General features: G+C 71.9%; 22 protein-coding genes. 7 read left to right on the forward strand and 15 right to left on the reverse strand.

Features of this window, described 5'->3' with window-relative positions; genetic code table 11:
- Positions 1–32: 32 nt before the first annotated feature.
- The gene (locus tag AB0P41_RS00100; protein WP_356707304.1) at positions 33–302 is read right to left on the reverse strand and encodes a (2Fe-2S)-binding protein; all 270 of its coding nucleotides are present in this window, start codon (positions 300–302) and stop codon (positions 33–35) included.
- A 161-nt stretch (positions 303–463) separates the two neighbouring features.
- Positions 464–1,810, reverse strand: coding sequence for a class II 3-deoxy-7-phosphoheptulonate synthase (locus tag AB0P41_RS00105; protein WP_356707305.1), 1,347 nt, complete (start codon positions 1,808–1,810; stop codon positions 464–466).
- 104 nt (positions 1,811–1,914) lie between these two features.
- Here AB0P41_RS00105 and AB0P41_RS00110 point away from each other — a divergent pair, with 104 nt between their 5' ends.
- The 3 genes from AB0P41_RS00110 to AB0P41_RS00120 all read left to right on the forward strand — a co-directional run bounded on the left by AB0P41_RS00110 (position 1,915) and on the right by AB0P41_RS00120 (position 4,597).
- On the forward strand, positions 1,915–1,971 hold the full coding sequence (locus AB0P41_RS00110; protein ID WP_356707688.1) for a trp operon leader peptide: 57 nt from the start codon (positions 1,915–1,917) through the stop codon (positions 1,969–1,971).
- Positions 1,972–2,066: 95 nt separating this feature from the next.
- Positions 2,067–3,989 (forward strand): anthranilate synthase family protein, encoded by a 1,923-nt coding sequence (locus AB0P41_RS00115; RefSeq protein WP_365929135.1) that lies wholly within the window; start codon positions 2,067–2,069, stop codon positions 3,987–3,989.
- 74 nt (positions 3,990–4,063) lie between these two features.
- Complete coding sequence (locus tag AB0P41_RS00120; protein WP_365929137.1) at positions 4,064–4,597, forward strand: hypothetical protein; 534 nt, start codon at positions 4,064–4,066, stop codon at positions 4,595–4,597.
- Here the strand turns inward: AB0P41_RS00120 and AB0P41_RS00125 are convergent.
- The 5 genes from AB0P41_RS00125 to AB0P41_RS00145 form a co-directional block, all read right to left on the reverse strand.
- Positions 4,594–5,598: a 2-hydroxyacid dehydrogenase gene (locus tag AB0P41_RS00125; RefSeq protein ID WP_356707308.1), complete on the reverse strand. Its 1,005-nt coding sequence runs from the start codon at positions 5,596–5,598 to the stop codon at positions 4,594–4,596. The genes AB0P41_RS00120 and AB0P41_RS00125 overlap by 4 nt on opposite strands.
- 99 nt (positions 5,599–5,697) lie before the next feature.
- The gene (locus AB0P41_RS00130; protein WP_356707309.1) at positions 5,698–6,735 is read right to left on the reverse strand and encodes a 6-phosphofructokinase; all 1,038 of its coding nucleotides are present in this window, start codon (positions 6,733–6,735) and stop codon (positions 5,698–5,700) included.
- Positions 6,736–6,847: 112 nt separating this feature from the next.
- A complete protein-coding gene (locus AB0P41_RS00135; RefSeq protein ID WP_365929139.1) occupies positions 6,848–7,540 on the reverse strand; it encodes a response regulator transcription factor in 693 nt (230 codons plus the stop codon).
- Entirely contained in the window at positions 7,537–8,754 is a 1,218-nt protein-coding gene (locus AB0P41_RS00140; protein ID WP_356707311.1) for a DUF5931 domain-containing protein, read from the reverse strand. The genes AB0P41_RS00135 and AB0P41_RS00140 overlap by 4 nt, the downstream gene beginning before the upstream one ends.
- 64 nt (positions 8,755–8,818) lie before the next feature.
- Positions 8,819–9,544, reverse strand: a complete 726-nt coding sequence (locus AB0P41_RS00145; protein ID WP_356707312.1) for a lysophospholipid acyltransferase family protein — start codon at positions 9,542–9,544, stop codon at positions 8,819–8,821.
- Positions 9,545–9,761: 217 nt separating this feature from the next.
- On the opposite strand from AB0P41_RS00145, the gene AB0P41_RS00150 reads away from it, so the two are divergent.
- Both AB0P41_RS00150 and AB0P41_RS00155 read left to right on the forward strand, forming a co-directional pair.
- Positions 9,762–10,541, forward strand: a complete 780-nt coding sequence (locus AB0P41_RS00150) for an alpha/beta fold hydrolase (RefSeq protein WP_356707313.1) — start codon at positions 9,762–9,764, stop codon at positions 10,539–10,541.
- Positions 10,534–11,205, forward strand: a complete 672-nt coding sequence (locus tag AB0P41_RS00155; RefSeq protein ID WP_356707314.1) for a hypothetical protein — start codon at positions 10,534–10,536, stop codon at positions 11,203–11,205. Before AB0P41_RS00150 ends, AB0P41_RS00155 begins: the two co-directional genes overlap by 8 nt.
- Positions 11,206–11,222: 17 nt before the next feature.
- Here the strand turns inward: AB0P41_RS00155 and AB0P41_RS00160 are convergent, their stop codons facing one another.
- The 6 genes from AB0P41_RS00160 to AB0P41_RS00185 form a co-directional block, all read right to left on the reverse strand.
- A complete protein-coding gene (locus AB0P41_RS00160; protein WP_356707315.1) occupies positions 11,223–11,984 on the reverse strand; it encodes an endonuclease/exonuclease/phosphatase family protein in 762 nt (253 codons plus the stop codon).
- Between the two features lie 73 nt (positions 11,985–12,057).
- Positions 12,058–12,999, reverse strand: a complete 942-nt coding sequence (locus AB0P41_RS00165) for an ROK family glucokinase (protein WP_099176282.1) — start codon at positions 12,997–12,999, stop codon at positions 12,058–12,060.
- Between the two features lie 75 nt (positions 13,000–13,074).
- A complete protein-coding gene (locus AB0P41_RS00170; protein WP_356707316.1) occupies positions 13,075–13,566 on the reverse strand; it encodes a DUF5304 domain-containing protein in 492 nt (163 codons plus the stop codon).
- A gap of 81 nt (positions 13,567–13,647) precedes the next feature.
- Positions 13,648–14,811: an ArsA-related P-loop ATPase gene (locus AB0P41_RS00175; RefSeq protein WP_365929142.1), complete on the reverse strand. Its 1,164-nt coding sequence runs from the start codon at positions 14,809–14,811 to the stop codon at positions 13,648–13,650.
- Positions 14,812–14,815: 4 nt separating this feature from the next.
- A complete protein-coding gene (locus tag AB0P41_RS00180; RefSeq protein WP_124276889.1) occupies positions 14,816–15,265 on the reverse strand; it encodes an SRPBCC family protein in 450 nt (149 codons plus the stop codon).
- A 120-nt stretch (positions 15,266–15,385) separates the two neighbouring features.
- The gene (locus tag AB0P41_RS00185; protein ID WP_356707318.1) at positions 15,386–16,195 is read right to left on the reverse strand and encodes a metallophosphoesterase; all 810 of its coding nucleotides are present in this window, start codon (positions 16,193–16,195) and stop codon (positions 15,386–15,388) included.
- A 280-nt stretch (positions 16,196–16,475) separates the two neighbouring features.
- Between AB0P41_RS00185 and AB0P41_RS00190 the strand changes: the two genes are divergently transcribed.
- Positions 16,476–18,272 carry an AMP-binding protein gene (locus tag AB0P41_RS00190; protein WP_356707319.1) on the forward strand — a complete coding sequence of 599 codons (1,797 nt, stop codon included), beginning with the start codon at positions 16,476–16,478 and terminating at the stop codon, positions 18,270–18,272.
- Positions 18,273–18,341: 69 nt separating this feature from the next.
- Here AB0P41_RS00190 and AB0P41_RS00195 read toward each other — a convergent pair whose 3' ends face one another.
- Entirely contained in the window at positions 18,342–19,484 is a 1,143-nt protein-coding gene (locus tag AB0P41_RS00195) for a glycosyltransferase family 4 protein (protein ID WP_356707320.1), read from the reverse strand.
- Positions 19,485–19,561: 77 nt separating this feature from the next.
- Here AB0P41_RS00195 and AB0P41_RS00200 point away from each other — a divergent pair, with 77 nt between their 5' ends.
- Positions 19,562–20,818, forward strand: coding sequence for a glycosyltransferase family 87 protein (locus tag AB0P41_RS00200; RefSeq protein WP_356707321.1), 1,257 nt, complete (start codon positions 19,562–19,564; stop codon positions 20,816–20,818).
- Here AB0P41_RS00200 and AB0P41_RS00205 read toward each other — a convergent pair.
- Positions 20,775–22,028, reverse strand: coding sequence for a hypothetical protein (locus AB0P41_RS00205; protein WP_365929145.1), 1,254 nt, complete (start codon positions 22,026–22,028; stop codon positions 20,775–20,777). The two genes, AB0P41_RS00200 and AB0P41_RS00205, sit on opposite strands and share 44 nt — an antisense overlap.
- Between the last annotated feature and the right edge of the window lie 17 nt (positions 22,029–22,045).

Genomic DNA, 22,045 nt, shown 5'->3' on the forward strand with positions numbered 1-22,045 from the left:
CCGGCACGGCGCCGGTGGCCCGGGAGGGCTTCTCAGGCGGCGTCGGGAAGCCCGGCGTCCGGCGTGGTGCCGAGAGCGACGGGCGCACCGGCCGGGGTGCCCGCCGGCGCCGTACGTCCCTCGATGAGCTCACGGCGCGGGCACTCACCACGGCCGAGCAGCGCCTGGATCCTGCGGACGCAGCCCCCGCAGTCGGTGCCCGCCTTGCAGGCGGAGGCGATCTGGCGGGGCGTGCACGCTCCGCCGTCCGCATGCTTCTTGACCTGGTCCTCCGTGATGCCGAAGCAGGAGCAGACGTACATGCGGTTCACCTCCCGACGGGTCGATCGCTGCGCCGTCCCGAACTCTTTCGGTGAGGCTAACCTAACCTTACCCGCGAGCCCCCGCGCACAAAAGTCCCGGTACGCCTGTGGGGCACGGATCACATCGATCCGTGCCCCACGTGCGTCACCAGGGGTGGTCCCTACTGGTCGCGGTACATCTCGGCGACCAGGAAGGCCAGGTCGAGGGACTGGCTGCGGTTGAGGCGCGGGTCGCAGGCCGTCTCGTAGCGCTGGTGCAGGTCGTCCACGAAGATCTCGTGACCGCCGCCGACGCACTCGGTGACGTCGTCGCCCGTGAGCTCGACGTGGATACCGCCGGGGTGCGTCCCGAGCTCCTTGTGCACCTCGAAGAAGCCCTTGACCTCGTCGAGGACGTCGTCGAAGCGGCGAGTCTTGTGGCCGGACGCGGCCTCGAAGGTGTTCCCGTGCATCGGGTCGGTCACCCACACCACCTTGGCACCGGACGCGGTGACCTTCTCGACCAGCTCGGGGAGCTTGTCACGGACCTTGTCGGCGCCCATGCGGACGATGAAGGTCAGCCGGCCGGGCTCGCGCTCGGGGTCGAGGCGGTCGATGTAGCCGAGCGCCTCGTCGACGGTGGTCGTCGGGCCGAGCTTGATGCCGATGGGGTTGCGGATCTTCGAGGCGAACTCGATGTGCGCGCCGTCCATCTGGCGGGTGCGCTCACCGACCCAGACCATGTGGCCCGAGGTGTCGTAGAGCTGACCTGTGCGCGAGTCGGTGCGGGTCAGCGACGACTCGTAGTCCAGGAGCAGCGCCTCGTGCGAGGCGTAGAACTCGACCGCCTTGAACTCGGCCGGGTCCGTGCCGCACGCCTTCATGAAGTTCAGCGCGTTGTCGATCTCGCGGGCCAGGGCCTCGTAACGCTGCCCGGACGGCGAGGACTTCACGAAGTCCTGGTTCCAGGCGTGCACCTGGCGCAGGTCGGCGTAACCACCGGTGGTGAAGGCGCGCACCAGGTTCAGCGTGGAGGCGGACGCGTGGTACATCTGCTTCAGCCGCTCGGGGTCCGGGATGCGGGCCGCCTCGGTGAACTCGAAGCCGTTGACGGAGTCGCCGCGGTAGGTCGGCAGGGTCACGCCGTCGCGGGTCTCGGTCGGCTTGGAGCGCGGCTTGGAGTACTGCCCGGCGATCCGGCCGATCTTGACGACCGGCACGGAGGCGGCGTACGTCAGGACGGCGCTCATCTGGAGCAGTGTCTTCAGCTTGGCCCGGATGTGCTCGGCGGACACGGCGTCGAATGCCTCGGCGCAGTCGCCGCCCTGCAGCAGGAACGCCTCGCCCTGGGCGACGGCTCCCAGACGGGCGCGCAGCTGGTCGCACTCGCCCGCGAAGACGAGCGGAGGATACGACTCGAGGTCCGCGAGTACGTCGCGCAGGGCCTCGGCATCGGGGTACTCGGGCTGCTGCGCCGCGGGAAGGTCTCGCCAGGTGTGGCCACCGGCGACGGAGGTATTGGCGTTCACGGTCACCTTGACAACATTACGGGGTCGGCGAGCGCGCCCCGTCCGCCCGCTCAGCAGATGAGACGCGCGCTCGTTCGTCCACCGCGTCCGCTAGGGTACGTGGCATGTTCGCGCAGACAGTCCAGAACTGGTGGTGGACCGCTCATCCGGCGGCCCGCTGATTCATCGCGCGTACAGACTTCGCGAAGGCCGCCCGAGGGGCGGCCTTCTCTGCGTTTCGGAGCCGGGAGCCGTTCCTCATCAGGAAGGAACGCCCATGCCCGAGCCCCTGTCCGAGCCCGTGTCCCGGCCCACGCCCGGCCGTGCCGTCGACCTGCTGTCCACGCTGCTCCGTGACGACTCCCCGCCCTTCGCACTGCTGCGCAGGCGCACGCCCGGCAGGGACCACGACGTCGTCGAGGTCCTGACCGGTGAGGTGCGGGAGGTGGAACGGCTCGCCGACATCCCGGTGGGTGAGCTGCCCTCGCTGGCCCTGGTGCCCTTCCGGCAGATCGCCGAGCGTGGTTTCGACGTACGCGACGACGGCACCCCGCTCTCCGTGCTCGTCGCCGGGGAGGCGTACGAACTGCCGCTGGCCGAGGTGCTCGCACACCTGCCCGGCCATGACGTGCGGGTCGAGGACGGCACCTTCGACGTCCCCGACGAGGAGTACGCCGGCATCGTCCGACGGGTCGTCGAGGACGAGATCGGGCAGGGCGAGGGCGCGAACTTCGTGATCCGGCGGACGTTCGGCGGCGAGATCCCCGGTTTCGGCCGGGCCGACGCGCTGGCGCTGTTCCGGCGGCTGCTGGCGGGTGAGCGCGGGGCGTACTGGACGTTCGTCGTCCACACCGGGGACAGGACGCTGGTGGGTGCCAGCCCGGAGGTCCATGTGCGGATGTCCGGCGGGACCGTCGTGATGAACCCGATCAGCGGGACCTACCGCTACCCGGCCGGGGGGCCGACCGCGGAGAGTCTGCTGGCCTTCCTCGGCGACCGGAAGGAGACCGAGGAGCTCTCCATGGTGGTCGACGAGGAGCTCAAGATGATGTGCACCGTCGGTGACATGGGCGGTGTGGTGGTCGGGCCCCGGCTCAAGGAGATGGCCCATCTCGCGCACACGGAGTACGAGTTGCGCGGGCGTTCCTCGCTGGATGTGCGCGAGGTCCTGAAGGAGACCATGTTCGCGGCCACGGTCACCGGCTCCCCCGTGCAGAACGCCGTCAGGGTGATCGAGCGGTACGAGCCGGGCGGCCGCGGCTACTACGCGGGCGCCCTCGCGCTGGTGGGCCGGGAGCCCGGCGGGGCACAGACGCTGGACTCGCCGATCCTGATCCGCACCGCCGACATCTCGGCGTCCGGCCGGCTCCGGGTGCCGGTCGGGGCCACGCTCGTGCGCCATTCCGACCCCGCGGGGGAGGTCGCCGAGACCCACGCGAAGGCGGCAGGTGTGCTCGCGGCGCTGGGTGTCCGGCCGGGCCGGCCCGAGGCGGAGGCGGACCGCCCGCGGCTGGCGTCCGATCCGCGGGTGCAGGCGGCCCTGGACGACCGGCGCGGGGGGCTGGCCCCCTTCTGGCTGCGGATGCAGGAGCGTACGCGGGACCTGTCAGGTCATGCGCTGGTGGTGGACGGCGAGGACACCTTCACCGCGATGCTCGCCCATCTGCTGCGCTCCTCGGGCCTCACGGTCTCGGTGCGCCGGTACGACGAACCCGGGCTCCGCGAGACCGTACGGGCGCACGAGGGGCCGGTGGTGCTGGGACCCGGGCCCGGGGACCCGGGCGACGCGGCCGATCCGAAGATGCGGCTGCTGCGGGGGCTGGCCGCCGAGCTGGTGCGGGAGCACCGCCACGGGCTGCTCGGCGTCTGCCTCGGCCATGAGCTGATCGCGGCGGAGCTGGGCCTGGAGATCGCGCGGAAGGCCGTGCCGTACCAGGGGGCGCAGACCCGGATCGAGCTGTTCGGCAGACCGGAGACGGTCGGTTTCTACAACAGCTTCACCGCACTCTGCGACGAGGCGGCGGCCACGGAGCTGGGCGCGCACGGCATCGAGGCGAGCCGGGACACGGCCTCCGGTGAGCTGCACGCACTGCGGGGCCGGGGGTTCGCCTCGGTGCAGTTCCACCCCGAGTCGGTGCTGACGCTGCGCGGCGCCGAGATCGTGACGGGGCTGCTGACGGCGCTGCCCGTGCCGGGCTGAAGGACCGGGGCTGCGCACGCTCCGGCCGACAACTTTAGTTGCCATAACGGGTCGCGGTAACTATAGTTGTCGGCATGGCAGCGAACGAGGTCACTCACACGGAACTGACCGCACTCGAGCAATCCCTCTGCGACGCCCTGGTCCCCCTCGCAACGGCCCTGCGGGCCCGCGCCTCGGGGCTCCCCGAGGACCGCATGTGGGCAGAGGACCCGGTCGAGGTGTCACTGTCGGCCCTCGCCGGCTGGAAGGTGGTGGACTCGGCGGTCTCCCGGCTGACGGCGCGCGCCGCACGGACCGCCGGCTCCTACGGCGCCAGCTACGAACAGCTGGGCGCGGCCTGGGGGATAACGCGGCAGGGCGCCCGCAAGAAGTGGCCCGACGCGGTCGACCGGCCGTCGGCAGCGGCGGAGCGGGGCACCGTCGAGCTGTTCGGAGGCACGGCCGAGCTCTTCCTGGAGTCCTCGTCGGGAAGCTGGCGCTGGACGGGGCGCGGTGCGGACGGCACGGACGGCACGGCCGACGGGGACTCCCCCTGCGGCTCCAAGGAGGAGGCAGCGGCGTACGCGGGCGCGTTCCTGAAGGAGCACGCGGAGGGAGACGTGGGCTAACGCGCGGGGAGCGCCGGGACGAGGACGTTGTCGCTGCGGCGGCCCGCCAGGTAGTCGGTGACGTTGCGCACCGTGGCGTCGATGATCTGCCCCACCGCGTCGCGCGTGTAGTACGCCTGGTGGGAGGTCACGATGACGTTCGGGAAGGTGACGAGCCGGGCGAGGGTGTCGTCGTCGATGCCCTCCATGGACTTGTCGACGTAGAAGAGCCCCGCCTCCGCCTCGTAGACATCGAGCCCCACACCGGTGAAACGGCCGGTGCGCAACTCGGTGACGAGAGCGCGGGTGTCGATGAGACCGCCCCGGCTGGAGTTGACCAGGATCGCGTCGTCCTTCATCACGGAGAGGGCTTCCTCGCCGATGATGTGCTGCGTGGCCGGCATCAGGGGCACATGGAGACTGATCAGGTCGGACTCGGTGAAGAGGCGCTCCTTCTCCACGTACGTCATGCCGAGTGCGGTGCAGGCGGGGTTCTCGGCGACGTCCCAGCCGAGCAGCTCCATGCCGAAGCCGTGGGCGATCCGGGTGAACGCCTCACCGATCTTGCCCGTGCCGACCACGCCTGCCGTGCGGCCGTGCATGTCCCGGCCGAGGAGTCCGTCGAGCCGGAAGTCGAAGTCCCGGGTGCGGCTCACCGCTCGGACGATGCGGCGGTTGACGGCCATGGCCAGGGTCCAGGCGAATTCGGCGACCGAGTGGGGCGAGTAGGAGGAGACGCGGGCGACACGCAGGGCGAGCCGTTCGGCGACGTCGAGGTCGATGTTGTTGAAGCCGGTGGAACGCTGGGCGATCATCTGCGTGCCGCCCGCTGCCAGTGCCTGCAGGACGCGGCTGCCGAGGTCGGCGTTGACGCTGGTGGAGATGATCTCGTAGCCCGCGGCGATCGGGGCGGTGTCCTCGGTGAGGAAGACGTCCAGGCAGCGGACGTCGTGCAGGCCTGCGAAGGCCTTCTCGATCAGCGGCTTCTCGTCGGACTGCACGCCGAATGCCAGGATTTCCACGACGTCTCCCGGAAGTGGGGGCGGGGCCGGTCCTCGCGAATATACGGCCCGCGCCCCCTGGGCGCCGCTCGGCCGGAGCAGGGGGCCGGCCGAGCGGGATCAGCCGAAGAAGACCCCGGCCTCCGCGTACAGGGCGGGGTCGACCGTCTTCAGGCGGGCCGTCGCCTCCGAGATCGGGACCCGCACGATGTCCGTCCCCCGGAGGGCGACCATCACCCCGGTGGCGCCCTCGTGGACCGCGTCGATGGCGTGCAGCCCGAAGCGGGTCGCGAGCCACCGGTCGAAGGCACTCGGCGTGCCGCCGCGCTGGACATGGCCGAGGACCGTGGTCCTGGCCTCCTTGCCGGTGCGCCGCTCGATCTCCTTGGCCAGCCATTCGCCCACACCCGAGAGCCGGACATGGCCGAAGGAGTCGTGGGAGTCGTCCTTGAGGATCATCCCGCCCCGCGCGGGCGCCGCCCCCTCGGCCACCACCACGATCGGCGCGTAGCTCGCCCGGAAGCGTGAGGTGACCCACTCGCAGACCTGGTCGGTGTCGAAGGGCTGCTCCGGGATGAGGATGACGTTGGCCCCTCCGGCCAGCCCGGAGTGGAGCGCGATCCAGCCCGCGTGGCGCCCCATCACCTCGACGACCAGGACCCGCATATGGGATTCCGCCGTGGTGTGGAGCCGGTCGATGGCCTCGGTCGCGATGGAGACGGCGGTGTCGAAACCGAAGGTGTAGTCGGTGCCGGAGAGGTCGTTGTCGATGGTCTTGGGCACGCCCACGCACGGGACGCCGTAGTCGTCGGAAAGCTTCGCCGCGACGCCGAGGGTGTCCTCCCCGCCGATCGTGATCAGCGAGTCGATGTCGTACTTGGCGAGGCTGTCCTTGATGCGGCGGACCCCCTGGCCGGCGTACTCGGCGTCGAACGGATTGGTCCGGGAGGAGCCGAGGATGGTGCCCCCGCGCGGCAGGATGCCCCGCACCACCGGTATGGAGAGCGGTACGGTCACACCCTCCAGGGGGCCCCGCCAGCCGTCGCGGAACCCCGTGAAGTCGTAGCCGTACTCCTGCACGCCCTTGCGGACGATCGCGCGGATGACCGCGTTGAGCCCGGGGCAGTCGCCGCCCCCGGTCAGTACTCCGACCCGCATGAAAGCATCCCTTCGCCGAAGTGAGCTCGCTACGGGCCACGCTAATGGTGACCCAGGTCACTCAGGGATGGGTCGGACGGCCAATTCCGTTGCCGTACGCGCCGGTTGTCCGTCAGGCGTCGTCGAGACCGGCCTGGATGGCGTAGCGGACGAGCTCCACCCTGTTGTGCAGCTGGAGCTTCCCCAGGGTGTTCTGGACGTGGTTCTGCACGGTGCGGTGGGAGATGACCAGCCGCTCGGCGATCTGCTTGTACGAGAGCCCCTTGGCGACCAGCCGCAGGACCTCCGTCTCACGGTCGGTGAGCTGCGGGACCTTCGGCCGGTCGGGGGCCGCGGGGGCAGGGTCGGAGGCGAGCCGGCGGTATTCGCCGAGGACCAGTCCGGCGAGGCCGGGTGTGAAGACCGGGTCGCCGGCCGCGGTCGCGCGCACGGCGTCGGTCAGCTCCTGGGTGCTGGCCGACTTCAGCAGATAGCCGGTGGCGCCCGACTTCACGGCCTCCAGGACGTCGGCGTGCTCGCCACTGGCGGAGAGCACCAGGACGCGCAGCCCCGGGTGCGATCCGACCAGCTCCTTGCAGACCTGGACGCCTGGCATCCCCGGCAGGTTCAGGTCGAGCACCAGGACGTCGGGGCCGGCGGCCCTGGCCCGGCGCACGGCGCCCGGGCCGTCGCCCGCGGTCGCGACCACGTCGAAGCCGGACTCGGCCAGATCGCGGGCGACGGCGTCGCGCCACATCGGATGGTCGTCGACGACCATCACCTTGATGGGCCGTTCCTCGGAAGTCTGTGTCTGCGGTGTACTCATCGGGCCGTTCCTGCCTTCCCCCGTGAAACCTTCGGGACCTTCAGTTCGACCTCGGTGCCCTGGCCCGGGACCGAGATCAGTTCCGCTGTACCGCCCAGATCGCGCAGCCGCCCGCGGATCGAGAGGGCGACGCCGAGCCGGCCCTCCCCCTCCGCCTGGTCGAGTCTGCCCTCCGGGATGCCCGGGCCGTCGTCCCGGACCGTGACGATCACCTCGTCCGGCTCGTCCTCGACCAGGATCCACGCCTGGGCGTCCGGCCCCGCGTGGACCCGGACGTTGTCCAGCGCGGCGCTCACGGCGGCGGCCAGCTCACGCGCCGCGCCTGCCGCCAGCACCACCGGGGCGCCGGGCTCCGCGAAGGTGACCCGGGACCCGGCGTGCGGGGCGAGCAGCGCGCGCAGATCGGCCTCGGCGCTCTCCTCGTCGTGGGTCTCCACCGCGCGGACCACCGCGCCCTCGGAGCTGTCCTCGGAGACCCGGGTGGTGGGCACCAGGCCGCTGGAGACCAGGGTCCGCAGGGCGACCTCCTGCTCCCCGGCCATCCGGCCGAGCTCCGCCGCCTCCCCGCCCAGGGCCGTGCCGCGCCGCTGCACCATGGCCAGGACCTGGAGGACGCTGTCGTGGATGTCGCGGGCGAGCCGCTCCCGCTCCCGGGTGGCGGCCTCGATCTCCAGGGCCCTGGCCAGGGTGCGCTCACTGGCACGGGCCACCTCGACGACGTAGCCGATGGCGATGGAGGCGACCCAGACCAGCAGGACGTTGTGGAAGGTGTCCTCGCTGGGCTCTCCGCGCTCGACGATGTTGGCGACGGCGACGAGGGTGGAGGCGAAGGCCGCCCAGCGCCAGCCGCCCTTGAGAGCGAACGCGAGGACGGAGCCCGCGGTCCAGATCGACGGCAGCGTCGGGCCGTCCATGTGCTGGGCGTCGAAGTCGGCCAGCGGCGTCAGGAGGATGCCGGTCAGGGCGACCGTGAGGTCCAGGCCGAGGAAGCGCTTCGTGCAGCTCGCCGCGTTGGCCACCCGGGGAAGGGTGACGATCGTCCAGAGCGCGAGGAACGCCAGGAAGGCCACGGCGACCCAGGGGCGCTCCCACTTGTCACGGCCGAAACCGGCGAGGAGCGCCGCGTAGATCAGCGTCAGCACGCGGTACGCGGTCAGCGCACGCCACAGCGGCTGCTCGACCGACATCCGTACGACTCGTTCACGCCCGGCCATGTCCCTGCGTCCCCTCCCCCGGTTCCCCGCCCCCGCCGTGCTGCCCGCTCCGGGCGGCCCGCTCCTACGCGCCGCCGCCCGGCCTGTCCGGTCCCTTGTTCTTCGCCTCCTCGGCGATCTGCCGTTTGGCCGCGGTCGCGTAGATGTCCACGTACTCCTGGCCGGAGAGCTTCATGATCTCGTACATGACCTCGTCGGTCACCGAGCGAAGGATGAACCGGTCACCCTCCATGCCCTGGTAGCGGCTGAAGTCCAGCGGCTTGCCGATCCTGATACCGGGCCGCATCAGCCTGGGCATCACCTGGCCGGGGGGCTGGATCTTCTCCGTGTCGATCATCGCCACGGGGATCACGGGCGCACCGGTGGCGAGGGTCACCCGGGCGAGGCCCCCGGGCTTGCCCCGGTAGAGCCGCCCGTCGGGCGACCGGGTGCCCTCCGGGTAGATGCCGAAGAGCCCGCCGCTCTCGATGACCTGGATGCCCGCCCTGATGGCGGCCTCGCCCGCGCCGCGACCGCCCGAGCGGTCCACCGGGAGCTGCCCGACGCCCTTGAAGAAGGCGGCGGTGAGCTTGCCCTTCACCCCGGGGGCGGTGAAGTACTCCGCCTTGGCGATGAAGGTCACCTTGCGGTCGAGCACCGCCGGCAGGAAGAAGGAGTCGGAGAACGACAGATGGTTGCTCGCGAGGATCGCCGGCCCGTGTGCGGGGATGTTCTCCAGGCCCTCCACCCACGGCCTGAAGGCGAGCTTCAGGGAGCCGCCGATGGAGAACTTCATTGCGCCGTAGATCAACTCGGGTGCCTCCTGTGTGCCGTCGATGAGACCTTAACCCGTGGGGCCCGCGGCCTCTCCCGTCCGCCCGGGACGGGGTCCTTCCCGGACGCCTCCGCAGGTGACGGCTGCTCGGGCGGTGACGGCCCTGGTCGGTGTCGGTCCGGTCGCGTACGGTGAAGTAATCCTTTTGCACACCCCTCGCACCCCCGCCCCGCTTCATGAACAGGAGACCCCGGTGCCGGTCCTCCCTGGAGCCGAGCCGTTCCGCCATGAGGGCGGAGAGGTCGGCGTCCTCCTCTGTCACGGATTCACGGGTTCGCCGCAGTCCCTGCGCCCCTGGGCCGGCTATCTGGCGGAGCGCGGACTGAGCGTGTCGCTCCCTCTGCTGCCCGGCCACGGCACCCGCTGGGAGGACATGGCGGTCACGGGCTGGCAGGACTGGTACGCGGAGGTGGACCGTGAGCTGCGGGCGCTGCGGGCGCGGTGCGAGCGGGTCTTCGTCTTCGGCCTCTCCATGGGCGGCGCCCTGGCGCTGCGCCTCGCCGCGAAGCACGGTGACGAGATCGCGGGCCTGGTGCTGGTGAATCCGGCGAACAAGGTGCACGGCCTCTCGGCGTACGCCCTGCCGGTGGCCCGCCATGTGGTGCGGACGACGAAGGGGCTGACCAGCGACATCGCGCTGGAGGGCGCCGAGGAGATCGGCTACGACCGGGTGCCGCTGCACGCCGCGCACTCCGTGCGGGCGTTCTTCCGGCTCGTCGACGCCGATCTGCCGCAGGTCACCCAGCCGATCGTGCTGCTGCACAGCCCGCAGGACCACGTCGTGCCGCCGGCCGACTCCGCGCGCATCCTCAGCCGGGTCTCGTCCAGGGACGTCGAGGAGATCCTCCTGGAACAGAGCTACCACGTGGCGACGTTGGACCACGATGCGGAGCGGATCTTCGACGAGAGCTACCGGTTCATCGGCCGCCTCGCGACCGACGCCGTCAAGAAGGGGAGCACGTCCGGTGGCTGAGCACGACGCGGAGCGCGCGGGCAGTGACGAGGAGCGCGAACCGCGCCCCACGGAAGGAACGGCTGTCCCCGAGGGCACGGAGGGGGCCCGGCCGCTCGACGAGGCCGCGGCCTGGGAGGCGATCGTCGCGGGGTACGGCGAGGAGCCGCCGGACCCGCCGGGCGCCAAGCCGTTCAAGTCGATCGAGGATCTGGCGCTGCTGGAGGACGGTCAGGTCAACGTCCTGGACCCCTCTCCGGAGTCCGGCGCGGGTGACGACGCCGACAAGGGCGTGGGCGGGAAGACCTCCGGCGGGCCGCCGGAGAAGAAGCCCCTCGGCGGTTCGGTCGTCTTCGCGCCGGGGGTCGCGGGCCCGCGCGACTACGGCCTGGAGGAGCCGAAGGACGGCGACACCGACGATCCGGACGACGGCGAGGAGGGGCATTTCGTCCCGCCGGAGCCGCCGCCGCTTCCCGAGGCCGATGTGACGGCCAAGTTCGCCTGGCTCGCGGTTGTCGGCGGCCCGGTGCTGATGCTGGTCGCCGTGCTGCTGCAGTGGGAGATGACGTGGTGGCTCACCACGCTCTCCATCGGCGGCTTCCTGGGCGGGTTCGCCACCCTGGTGGCGCGCATGCCCCACGACGACGAAGAGGACGACGACCCGGGGCGCGGCGCCGTCGTCTGACCCTCCCCGGGGCGGGCTCAGCTCCCCGCGGGCACCCTGAGGGCGGCCAGCACGGGCAGATGGTCCGTGGCCGCCCTCAGGTCCGCGCCGGTGACGCCGGGCAGGCCCTCGGGCACGCCGCAGCCGAGCACCTCGATGCCGCCGGTCGCGAACACCGCGTCGATCCGCTTGCGCGGAGCGTCGGGCGGGAAGGTGAGCTCGCCGCCCCAGGGCACCACTGTCCGGCAGTCCTGCAGCCGCCCCGCCAGTCGCCGGAAGGCGCTCCCGTCCGGGACGTCGTTGAGGTCGCCGGCCACGACGGCGTGCGGGACGTCCATCGCGTCGAGCCGCTCCAGCAGCAGCCCCGCCTGGGCCTGCCGTTCCTCCCGCCGCAGGCTGAGATGGCAGCTGACGACACCGATCCGCGCCCCGGCGATCCGTACCACCGCCGTGGCCAGGCCCCGCCGGTGCAGTCCGGGTGTGAGCGGCAGCAGGATGTCCTCGGTGCGTTCCACCGTGGCGCGCAGGGAGCAGAGCAGCAGTGGTCCCGCCGCCGTGGCGCCGCCGCTGAGGACCACCAGGTCGGTCATGGCCGCGAGCCGGGCCGCCGCCTTGCGCCAGCGGAAGAAGCGCGGGGCCTCCTGGACGCACACCAGATCGGGTGCGCAGGCACGGATGACTCGGGCCAGCGCCTCGGTGTCGTCACGCAGCGAGCGGACGTTGTAGCTGAGCACTCTGATGACGGCCGAACCGTCCGGCTCGGTACGGGAGTCGGGCAGCGGCATCGGCTTCGTGACCATGGGAGGCACGATACGACGGACGCCCGCCGCTCCCTGTGGGGCGCGACGGGCGTCGGACGTGCTGCGCGTGAGGTCAGCCCTGGCGTGCCAGGTCCGCCGCGCCCACCAGGCCCGCCTTGCCGCCCAGTTGGGCCGCGAGGACCTGTGCGTGCGGGCGCCACTCGCCGCCGATCAGCCAGCGCCGGAACGACTTGCGGATCGGGTCGAGGACGAGCTCGCCCTCGTCCGAGACGCCGCCGCCGACGATGAAGGCCGACGGGTCGAAGAGCGAGGCGAGGTCGGCCAGTCCGGCTCCGGCCCAGCGGGCCAGCTCACGGAAGGAGTCGACGGCCACCGGGCAGCCCTGCCGGGCGGCCTCGCTGATGTGCTTGCCCTCGATGCCCTCCACCGTGCCGTCGCCGAGCCCCAGGAGGATCGGCGCGTTCTCCGGGGTGGCGTTGGCGCGCTGCTTGGCGTACCGCACGAGGGCGCGCCCGGAGGCGTACTGCTCCCAGCAGCCCTGGCTGCCGCAGCCGCAGAGCAGGCCGTCCGGGACGACCCGGATGTGGCCGAATTCCGCCGCCACGCCGAAGCGTCCGCGGCGCAGCTTGTTGCCGATGATGATGCCGCCGCCCAGGCCGGTGCCGAGCGTGATGCAGATGACGTCGTCGTGGCCCTGGCCGGCACCGAAGCGGTATTCGCCCCAGGCCGCCGCGTTGGCGTCGTTCTCGACGACGACGGGCAGGCCGACGCGCTGCTCGACCTTGTCCTTGAGCGGCTCGTGGCGCCAGTTGATGTTGGGGGCGAACAGCACGGTGGCGCGCTTGTCGTCGACGTATCCGGCCGCGCCGATGCCGACGGCCTCGACGTCGTGTCCTTCGCTCGCCCCGGACACGGCGGCGCTGATCGCGTCCACGATGCCTTCGGCGGTCGGGGGGGTCGATACCTTGAACGTCGAGAGGATCCGGCCCTCTTCGTCGACCACTCCAGCCGCGATCTTCGTGCCGCCGATATCGACGCCGATGGTGAGTCCCATGAATCCCTCAGTTTCGGTCGAGCCCCGCTACGGCCAACCGTACCCGAGCCGGGGACGGGTATTTCCTGCCCAGGGTCAGTCCAGGTCGATGTGTTCGCTGCCGCCGGTGCCCTCGTCGCGCGGGTCCGAGGGATCGTCGGCGGCCTTCTTCCCCGTGCCGGGGGCCGATCCGGTGCCGCCCGTGGCACCTCCGGCGCCTTCGGTGCCCCGGGTCCAGCGGCCCTCCTGGCCCTCGACGGCGGAGCGGTAGGCGGCGAGGAGTTCGTTCCCCGCGGCGGCGAGATGGTCGAAGAGGTCCGGATTGCGCTCGATGACGGGCTCGACCGCGGATTTCGCCTGCCGGATCACCTGCTGGACGGTCCCCTGGGCGGCCATGCCGAGCAGCGGCGACTGCAGCGAGGAGACCTTGTCGGCCACGGCGTCGATCAGTTTGCGCAGCTCATCGGCTGCGGACCCCGGCTGCTGCCCGTACTGGGCACGGCGGCGGGCCTTCTCCGCCTCCAGGTCCTCGGCGCAGGCCTCCGCCCACGCGTCGTCGTCGACGGGACGATCGGTGGCTTCACTCATGGCGGACTCCTGCGACGCGGTTGCCTGCGTGACCGTGCTGGGCCACGTACTACCGACGTTACCCGAACGGTGGTACGTCGTTCATGGTGTCCGGGGCCAGAGCGCCGGGTCGGGCGTGAACCGGACACGCAGGACGCCGTCGGTGAGCGCGGCTCCGGAGACGGTGCAGCGGCGGAGCGCGGACTCCAGGCGGACGATCCGGTGGAACGGTCCGGCGGTGAGGAAGAGTTCGTCGCCGCGCCGGACGAGCTTCAGGTCTTCCTTGACCGCCCCGGGCAGCGGCAGGCACCACGCGATGACGCCGTCCCCGGCGTCCTCGGTCCACCAGGGGTCCCCGGCGTGTCCCGGCGCCCGGTCGTCCGGCGCGCAGCCCTCGGCGAGCTGGACCAGCTCCTCGGCGGTGCGGGGCTCGCGGCCGAGGTGGGCGGTCTCGCGTACGGGAACCTCGGGCGCCCACTCCTGGCGCCAGTGGTCCACGCACTTCTCCTGCCGGGCGGCCAGGTCGGCGCACCAGGGGTCGGACGAGTGGCGGGGCAGGACCCGGGAGGCCACGACGGAGTCGACGCGCAGGCCGTGCAGGGCGAGCCCGGTACGGGCGGAGCGCAGCGCCTCACCGGCGGCCTGCCCGGGTTCGGCGACCAGGCGCACGGTGGTCGCGTCGTCCTCGAACAGGGCCTCCACCGCGGCCAGTTCGGCGTCCTTGCGGGCGGCGGTCTCGTACAGCCACTGGGCCGGCATCGGGACGCCGGCGAGCTGGGCGAGCACCGGGCGCAGGGCGCGGGCCGCCTGGCGTTCGGCGGGCAGGAGGCGGCGCAGATAGCGGCGCAGCTGTCCGGGCAGGGCGAGCAGGGCGAGGGCTTCGGCGAGCGGGGGCAGGTCGACGACGAGGACCTCGTGGCCGGCCTCCGGCCCGTCGCCCCCGGCCGCCCGGCGCAGGGTGTGCAGGAGGGCGAGCTGTGCGCTGCCCGGCAGTTCGGTGAGCTCCTCGCCGTCGAGCCGGTTGGCGCCGAGCAGGTCGAGCACCCCGGACGCCCGGTCCTGGAGCTCCAGGAGCTCGTCGCGGAAGTGCGCGGCGGAGTCGACACGGGCGCAGGACAGGCCCTCGATGCCCGCGGGCAGTGCGGGCACGGCGGCCGCGGAGATCAGGAGGGTACGGCGGCCGGCGCGTGCCGCGGCGAGCGCGGTCGCCGCGGCGACGGTGGTACGGCCTGCGCCGCCGGGGCCGGTGACGAGGACCGTACGCACGTGATCAGGCCTTCGGGACGGACTCGACGCGCTTCTTCAGCCCGGCGAGGGCCCGGTCGATGATGACCTTTTCGGCCTTGCGCTTGATCATGCCGAGGAGCGGGATCTTGACGTCGACGGCGAGACGGTAGGTGACCTCGGTGCGGTCGCCGTCGCCGAGCGGCGCCAGCGCGTAACTGCCGTCGAGGGCGCGCAGCATCTGGGACTTGACCAGGGACCAGTCGACCTCGTACGGGCTGTTCCAGGTGTAGGCGAGGACGTGGTCGTCCTTGATCGCTCCGGCGTCCAGGACGAGGCGGACCTGTTCGGCGCGGCCCTGGTCGTCGGTGGCCAGGATCTCGGCCTCCTTCACCTCGCCGGTCCACTCCGGGTAGCGGGCGAAGTCGGCGATCACTCCCATGACGTCGGCCGGTGCCGCCTCGATCGTGATGCTCGAGCTGGTGTGTTCAGCCATCGCCGTGGCCCTCCAGTGCGGTGTACCGGTCGCGTTCGGCAGAGGCCTGCCGTGTGCAGGCTATCGCGTGCCGGTGGCCCTCCCGCCCGCGCCCCGGCCCCCGGGCGGTGGCCGTGTCGCTCACCACTCCATGGCCCATGGACGCCCGCTGGAGGCGAAGTGGCCGACGTTGACGCACTCGGTGGCGCCGATCCGCATCCTGCGGACCAGCGGCTGGTGGACATGGCCGAAAAGCGCGTAGCGGGGGCGGGTCCGGTGGATGGCGTCCAGGAGCGCGCGGCTGCCCCGCTCGAAGCGCCGGGCCACGGTGTCGTACGTCAGCTCCGGCACGTCCGGCGGGATGTGGGAGCAGAGGACGTCCACCGGACCGAGCGCCTCGACCTTGGCGGCGTACTCCTCGTCGCTGATCTCGTACGGCGTGTTCATGGGGGTCCTCAGGCCTCCCCCTACGAACCCGAAGACGCGGCCTCCGATCTCGGCACGTTCGCCGTCCAGCACGGTCGTACCGGAATGGGCGTACTCGGGCCAGAGCGCGGGGACGTCGACGTTGCCGTACGTGGCGTAGGTCGGGGTGGGCATGACCGCGAACATCTCGGCGTACTGCTTGCGCACCGCGGACAGGATCGCCGCGTTACGGTCCCTGCCCGCCCAGAGCTCGCGGCCGAAGGCGCGCGCCTCGTCGAAACGGCGTGCGGTGCGCAGCTCGACGATGCGGTCGGCGTTGGCGACGCCGAACAGGTCGGGGAAGATGCCGCGCGAGTGGTCCGCGTAGTCGAGGAAGAGGACCAGGTCACCCAGACAGATCAGGGCGTCCGCGCCGTCCCCGGCGCGTGCCAGCGCCTCCGCGTTCCCGTGCACGTCGCTGACGACGTGTACGCGTGTCCGTCGAGTGGGGATTATGTGCTGATTGTGCGGTGTACCGGCTCCCATGGAGATCACCCTAGGTCTCCGCCCGCTGCTCTGGGTAGAGGCCGCCGGACCTGCGATTACTTCCGGATCGGGACACGGGTGGACTAATGTGCGCCGAAGGACCCCCGATATGTGTGATGCATAAGACATCTGGCCGGAACCCCCTTTCCGGAACCGAGTACCGGTGGGTAACGTCCCGCCAGTCCAGTCGTGCTCACCCCACTGAGCATCTGCCAGTCTTGGACCGATCCGGTGCGTCGCACAGAGCCGTGGAACCGGAGCCCGATGAGGAGCAGCAGTCTTGCGCGAGTTCAGCCTTCCGGCCCTGTACGAGGTCCCTACGGACGGCAACCTGACGGATCTCATCCGCCGCAACGCCGCTCAGCATCCCGACGTGGCGGTGATGAGCCGGAAGGTGGCCGGCGTCTGGACGGACGTCACGGCGACCCGCTTCCTCGCTGAGGTCAAGGACACCGCCAAGGGTCTGATCGCGGCGGGCATCCAGCCCGGCGACCGGGTCGCGCTCATGTCCCGCACCCGCTTCGAGTGGGTCCTGCTGGACTTCGCCATCTGGAGCGCGGGCGCCGTCACCGTGCCGGTGTACGAGACCAGCTCCCCCGAGCAGGTCCAGTGGATACTCGGCGACTCGGGCGCGGTCGCGGTCGTGGTGGAGAGCGGGACGCACGCGGAGTCCGTCACCTCGGTGCGGGACCGGCTCCCCGGTCTGCGGCACGTCTGGGAGATCGACCGGGGCGCCGTCGCCGAGCTCGTCGCGGGGGGTGCCGGGGTCTCCGACGAGACGCTGGACCTGCGCATGGTGAGCGCCAAGGCCGACGACCCGGCGACGATCGTCTACACCTCGGGCACCACCGGCCGCCCCAAGGGCTGTGTGCTGACGCACCGCAGCTTCTTCGCGGAGTGCGGCAACATCGTGGAGCGGCTCAAGCCGCTCTTCCGTACGGGCGAGTGCTCCGTCCTGCTCTTCCTTCCCACCGCGCACGTCTTCGGCCGGCTGGTCGAGGTCGCGTCGGTGATGGCCCCGATCAAGCTCGGCTGCGTGCCGGACATCAAGAACCTGACGGACGAGCTGGCCTCGTTCAGGCCGACGCTGATCCTCGGCGTACCCCGGGTGTTCGAGAAGGTCTACAACTCGGCGCGGGCCAAGGCCCAGGCCGACGGCAAGGGCAAGATCTTCGACCGGGCCGCCGACACCGCGATCGCGTACAGCCGCGCCCTGGGCACGCCCGAGGGCCCGTCGATGGGCCTGAAGATCAAGCACAGGGTCTTCGACAAACTGGTGTTCGGCAAGCTGCGGGCCGTGCTCGGCGGCCGTGGCGAGTACGCGATCTCCGGCGGCGCCCCGCTGGGCGAGCGGCTCGGTCACTTCTTCCGCGGCATCGGCTTCACGGTGCTGGAGGGCTACGGCCTCACCGAGAGCTGTGCGGCCACGGCCTTCAACCCGTGGGACCGGCAGAAGATCGGTACGGTCGGCCAGCCGCTGCCGGGCTCGGTCGTGCGGATCGCGGACGACGGCGAGGTGCTGCTGCACGGCGAGCACCTGTTCACCGGGTACTGGCAGAACGAGGCCGCGACGGCCGACGCGCTGGCCGACGGCTGGTTCCACACGGGGGACATCGGCACGCTCGACGAGGACGGATATCTCGCGATCACGGGCCGCAAGAAGGAGATCATCGTGACGGCGGGCGGCAAGAACGTCGCTCCCGCGGTGATCGAGGACCGGATCCGCGCGCACGCCCTGGTGGCCGAGTGCATGGTGGTCGGCGACGGACGCCCGTTCGTCGGCGCGCTGCTCACCCTCGACGAGGAGTTCCTCTCCCGCTGGGCCGAGGAGAACGGCAAGCCGGCCGGGTCGACGGCCGTGTCGCTGCGCGAGGACCCCGATCTGCTGGCCGAGGTGCAGCGGGCCGTGGACGACGGCAACGCGGCGGTCTCCAAGGCGGAGTCCGTACGCAAGTTCCGCGTCCTGGCTGCCCAGTTCACCGAGGAGGCGGGGCACATCACGCCCTCGCTGAAGCTGAAGCGCAACGTCGTGGCGAAGGACTTCGCGGACGAGGTCGAGTCGATCTACCGGGGCTGAACCCGGCCGCGCGTAAGCACACGGGAGGGGCCCGCACGGAGAACCGTGCGGGCCCCTCCCTGTGCGGCTTCAGAGCAGCGTCCTCAGCTTCTCCGCGAGCAGGTCCCAGCGCCACTTCTCCTCGACCCACGCCCTGCCCCGCTCCCCCATGCGGCGGCGCAGTTCCGGGTCACGGAGCAGGGTGACGATCCGGTCGGCGGACTCCTCGGCGGAGCCTCCCCGCACCACCCATCCGGTCTCGCCGTCGAGCACGGCGTCGGGGGCGCCACCCGAGTCGCCCGCCACGACGGGCAGTCCGGTCGCGGACGCCTCCAGGTAGACGATGCCGAGGCCCTCGACGTCGAGCCCGCCGCGCCGGGTGCGGCAGGGCATGGCGAACACGTCGCCGGCGCCGTAGTGGGCGGGCAGCTCCTCCCAGGGCACCGGCCCGGTGAAGCGCACGGAGTCCTCGACGCCGGTCTCGGCCGCCAGCTTCTTCAGCTGCCCTGCGTACGGGCCGCCGCCCACGACGAGCAGGACCGCGTCCGGCACGCGAGCCAGGATCGCGGGCATGGCCAGGACGAGCGTGTCCTGGCCCTTGCGCGGCACCAGCCGCGAGACGCAGACGACGACGGGCCGGTCCGCGAGCCCGAGCCGGGCCCTGATCCGGTCGCCGCCGGAGGCCGGGTGGAAGGTCTTCTCGTCGACCCCCGGCGGCAGCTGCACCATGCGGGCCGCGGCCTCGGGGGTGAGCGCGGCGGCGATCCTGGACCGGGTGTACTCGCCGAGGTAGGTGAGGGTGTCGGTGCCCTCGCCGATGCGGCGCAGCAGCTGCCGGGACGCGGGCAGCTGCGCCCAGCCCGCCTCGTGGCCGTGGGTGGTGGCCACGATCCGGCGGGCACCGGCCTCTCGCAGCGCGGGTGCCATCAGCCCGAGGGGGGCGGCCGCGCCGAACCACACGGAGGAGCAGCCGTGTTCACGCAGCAGCCGGACCGCCCGCCGGGTGACCGCCGGGGTGGGCAGCAGCATCGTCGTACGGTCGCGTACGACGGTGTACGGCTGCTCGGCGTCGAAGGCGGCGGTGGCCTCGGTGCCCTCCGTGGAGCGCTTCCAGGTGGAGGCGTAGACCACGATCCGGTCGGGGTCCATGCGCAGCGCCATGTTGTGGAGGAAGGCCTGGATGCCGCCGGGGCGGGGCGGGAAGTCGTTCGTCACGATCAGCGTCTTGTCCATCGCCGCCGACAGTACCGGGCGGCCCCACGGCCCTGCCTGACGGCTCCCGCACAGCCCGGCCCTGCATCATGGCGTGCATGACGGTCAGGACGGACGCGAGTGGCCGGGCTCTGTCCCTCGCCGTATGGGGTCTCACCCGGGCGGTGCTGCTGCTCTGCGTCTTCAAGGTGTTCACGGTGCCGGGCCCCGACGTCACGAGCGACGTCTCGGTGATCTACCGGGGCTGGTACGAGGTGCTCCGCACCGGCACGTACCCGCTGGACGACGTCACGTGGCAGTATCCGCCCGCCGCCGCCCTCGCCGTGCTCTCCCCGGACCTGCTGCCCTTCCTGGAGTACGCCTCCGCCTTCTTCGTCCTCGTCCTGCTGTGTGACGCGCTGGTGCTCGGCCTTCTGCTGTACGCGGGAAGCCGTCCGGGCATGCGTGACGCGGGAGCCTGGCTGTGGGTGGCGGGCGTACCACTGCTCGGGCCGACCGTGTACGCGCGCTACGACCTGATGGTGACGGCCGTCGCGGTGGCGGCGCTGCTGGCGGGTGTCCGTCACCCCAGGGTGCTGGGGGCGCTGGCTGCCTTCGGCACGCTGCTCAAGGTGTGGCCGGTGCTGGTGCTTGTGGGCACCGCCCGGGGCAGGGCCACCCGGCGTGCCTGGTCGGCGGCGGCGGTGACACTCGCGCTGCTGGCCCTGGTGGCGGCGGTGGCGGTGCCCGGCGCATTCGCCTTCCTGACGTTCCAGCGGGACCGGGGGCTGGAGATCGAGTCGCTGGGGGCGCTGGTCTTCCATGTGGCCCGGCAGTTCGGCTGGGAGGGCCGGGTGGAGCTCCGCTACGGCTCGATGGAGTTCGCCGGCCCGCATGTGGCGCTGGTGAGCACCCTGGCCCTGGCGCTGAGCGTGCTCGCCTTCGGCTGGCTGCTGGTATGGCGGCTGCGGGCGCGTACGTTCGCGGTGCACACCCCGGCCGACGCCGCGTTCACCGCGGTGCTGCTGTTCACCGTGACCAGCCGTGTCATCAGCCCCCAGTACATGGTGTGGCCGCTCGGTGTCGCCGCGGTGTGCCTGGTCTTCCGGGGCAGCAGGATGGCGCTGCCCGCGTGTCTGGTCCTGGTGGCCACGGCCGTCACCCTGCTGGAGTTCCCGCTGGGCTTCGGACATGTGGTGGCCAGTGACGCGGAGGGCCTGGAGCTCATGGCCGTACGCAACGGTCTGCTGCTCGCCGCGACGCTGTGCGCCGGGCGGCGGCTCTGGCGGGACACCGTGCCGGAGGCGGGGCGGGGGCGGGCGGCGGAGCGGGTCAGCCCAGCCGGGCGCGAAGATACTCCCGCCAGCGCGCCGTGAAGTCCCGGGACGTGGTGGAGAGCACCGTGTGCATGGCCTGCTCGACGGCGCCGTCCCGCTCGGAGCTGCTCCCCACGGCCTTGTAGAAGGCGATCAGCTCCTCCTCGCCCCACTCCCGCGCGATCAGCTCGCATGCCAGCCAGGCGCCCTCGTACGCCTGGGAGAGCTTCGCCGCGTCCTCGCCGAAGCCGAAGTCCTCGTCGGTCGGGAGCAGCGCGGGGAGGTCACCGCCCCGGACGGCCTCGGCGAGCTCCGGCGCGATCTCCGGGGCCGTGCGGCTCTCCCGGCGGTAGGCGGTCCAGTCGGCGAAGCCCTCGGAGAGCCAGACGGGCGTGGCGGCCGCGGTGTGCGCACGGGTCGCCACATGGGTGGTCTCGTGGGTGAGGACGACGCGCTGCCCGAAGTCTCCCAGCATTCCGTACGCCTGTGGATTGACGATCACCCGGTCCGCGGGCTCCCGGCCCCTTCCGCCGACCTTGCCGGTGGTGACCGCCGCTATGCCCCGGTAGCTCGCCGCGGGTGAGTCCAGGAGCCCGGCCATGTCCTCCACGGACTCCGGGACGAGCACCACGACCCGCTCCGCCCAGGGCTCCGGCCAGGTGCCGGTGACTGCGGGGACGGCCCGGTCGGCGGTGGCCGCGATCCGGCGCAGCTCCGCGGGGCGGCGGCCGACCCCGAGTACCAGGCTGTGCGTGCCCCGTACGACCTCGACGTCGCCCTGCTGCCAGAGCTGCGCCGGGGTGCCGTCGGCGGCCCGGTCGGCGGTGATGTACCAGCGGCCGCCCTCCCCCCGGCGGACCAGCTCCACCGTGCGGGAGGAGGACATGGGGGCCATGTCGTAGCCCTTGATCCGGTAGCGCAGCTCGACCTCGGCTCTCACCCGGTCCGCGCCCTCGTCGGTCACGCCCCTGACCTTGTACGCCCATGACTCCAGCGGCACGTCGGCGAGGTTGCCCAGTTCGGTGCGCTGCGCGGCCCGGAAGGAGGTGGCACGGGGGTCGAGCACGGCCAGGTAGGCATCGGTGTCGTGCTCCATGACCGCCTCGGCCCGGCGGTCCAGGGCCGCGCCGACCTCCCGCGCGGTGATGCCGGTGGCGGGGTCCCGGGGGCCGGCGCAGGCGGGCGCGAGCAGCAGAGCGGTGAGCACGGCGCCCACCGTGCTCCGTCTGCGGGTGCGCTCCCGCCGCGCGTCCTGCGTCCGAACAGCCATCGGGCCGATCGTACGGT

Source organism: Streptomyces sp. NPDC079167, assembly GCF_040686735.1.
Lineage (GTDB): Bacteria > Actinomycetota > Actinomycetes > Streptomycetales > Streptomycetaceae > Streptomyces.

Excerpts from the sequence above, each read along its gene's own strand:
- AB0P41_RS00100 (WP_356707304.1), bottom strand. The coding sequence starts at position 302 with ATGTACGTCTGCTCCTGCTTCGGCATCACGGAGGACCAGGTCAAGAAG.
- AB0P41_RS00115 (WP_365929135.1), top strand. The coding sequence starts at position 2,067 with ATGCCCGAGCCCCTGTCCGAGCCCGTGTCCCGGCCCACGCCCGGCCGT.
- AB0P41_RS00120 (WP_365929137.1), top strand. The coding sequence starts at position 4,064 with ATGGCAGCGAACGAGGTCACTCACACGGAACTGACCGCACTCGAGCAA.
- AB0P41_RS00130 (WP_356707309.1), bottom strand. The coding sequence starts at position 6,735 with ATGCGGGTCGGAGTACTGACCGGGGGCGGCGACTGCCCCGGGCTCAAC.
- AB0P41_RS00135 (WP_365929139.1), bottom strand. The coding sequence starts at position 7,540 with ATGAGTACACCGCAGACACAGACTTCCGAGGAACGGCCCATCAAGGTG.
- AB0P41_RS00140 (WP_356707311.1), bottom strand. The coding sequence starts at position 8,754 with ATGGCCGGGCGTGAACGAGTCGTACGGATGTCGGTCGAGCAGCCGCTG.
- AB0P41_RS00160 (WP_356707315.1), bottom strand. The coding sequence starts at position 11,984 with ATGGTCACGAAGCCGATGCCGCTGCCCGACTCCCGTACCGAGCCGGAC.
- AB0P41_RS00165 (WP_099176282.1), bottom strand. The coding sequence starts at position 12,999 with ATGGGACTCACCATCGGCGTCGATATCGGCGGCACGAAGATCGCGGCT.
- AB0P41_RS00170 (WP_356707316.1), bottom strand. The coding sequence starts at position 13,566 with ATGAGTGAAGCCACCGATCGTCCCGTCGACGACGACGCGTGGGCGGAG.
- AB0P41_RS00180 (WP_124276889.1), bottom strand. The coding sequence starts at position 15,265 with ATGGCTGAACACACCAGCTCGAGCATCACGATCGAGGCGGCACCGGCC.
- AB0P41_RS00185 (WP_356707318.1), bottom strand. The coding sequence starts at position 16,195 with ATGGGAGCCGGTACACCGCACAATCAGCACATAATCCCCACTCGACGG.
- AB0P41_RS00195 (WP_356707320.1), bottom strand. The coding sequence starts at position 19,484 with ATGGACAAGACGCTGATCGTGACGAACGACTTCCCGCCCCGCCCCGGC.
- AB0P41_RS00200 (WP_356707321.1), top strand. The coding sequence starts at position 19,562 with ATGACGGTCAGGACGGACGCGAGTGGCCGGGCTCTGTCCCTCGCCGTA.
- AB0P41_RS00205 (WP_365929145.1), bottom strand. The coding sequence starts at position 22,028 with ATGGCTGTTCGGACGCAGGACGCGCGGCGGGAGCGCACCCGCAGACGG.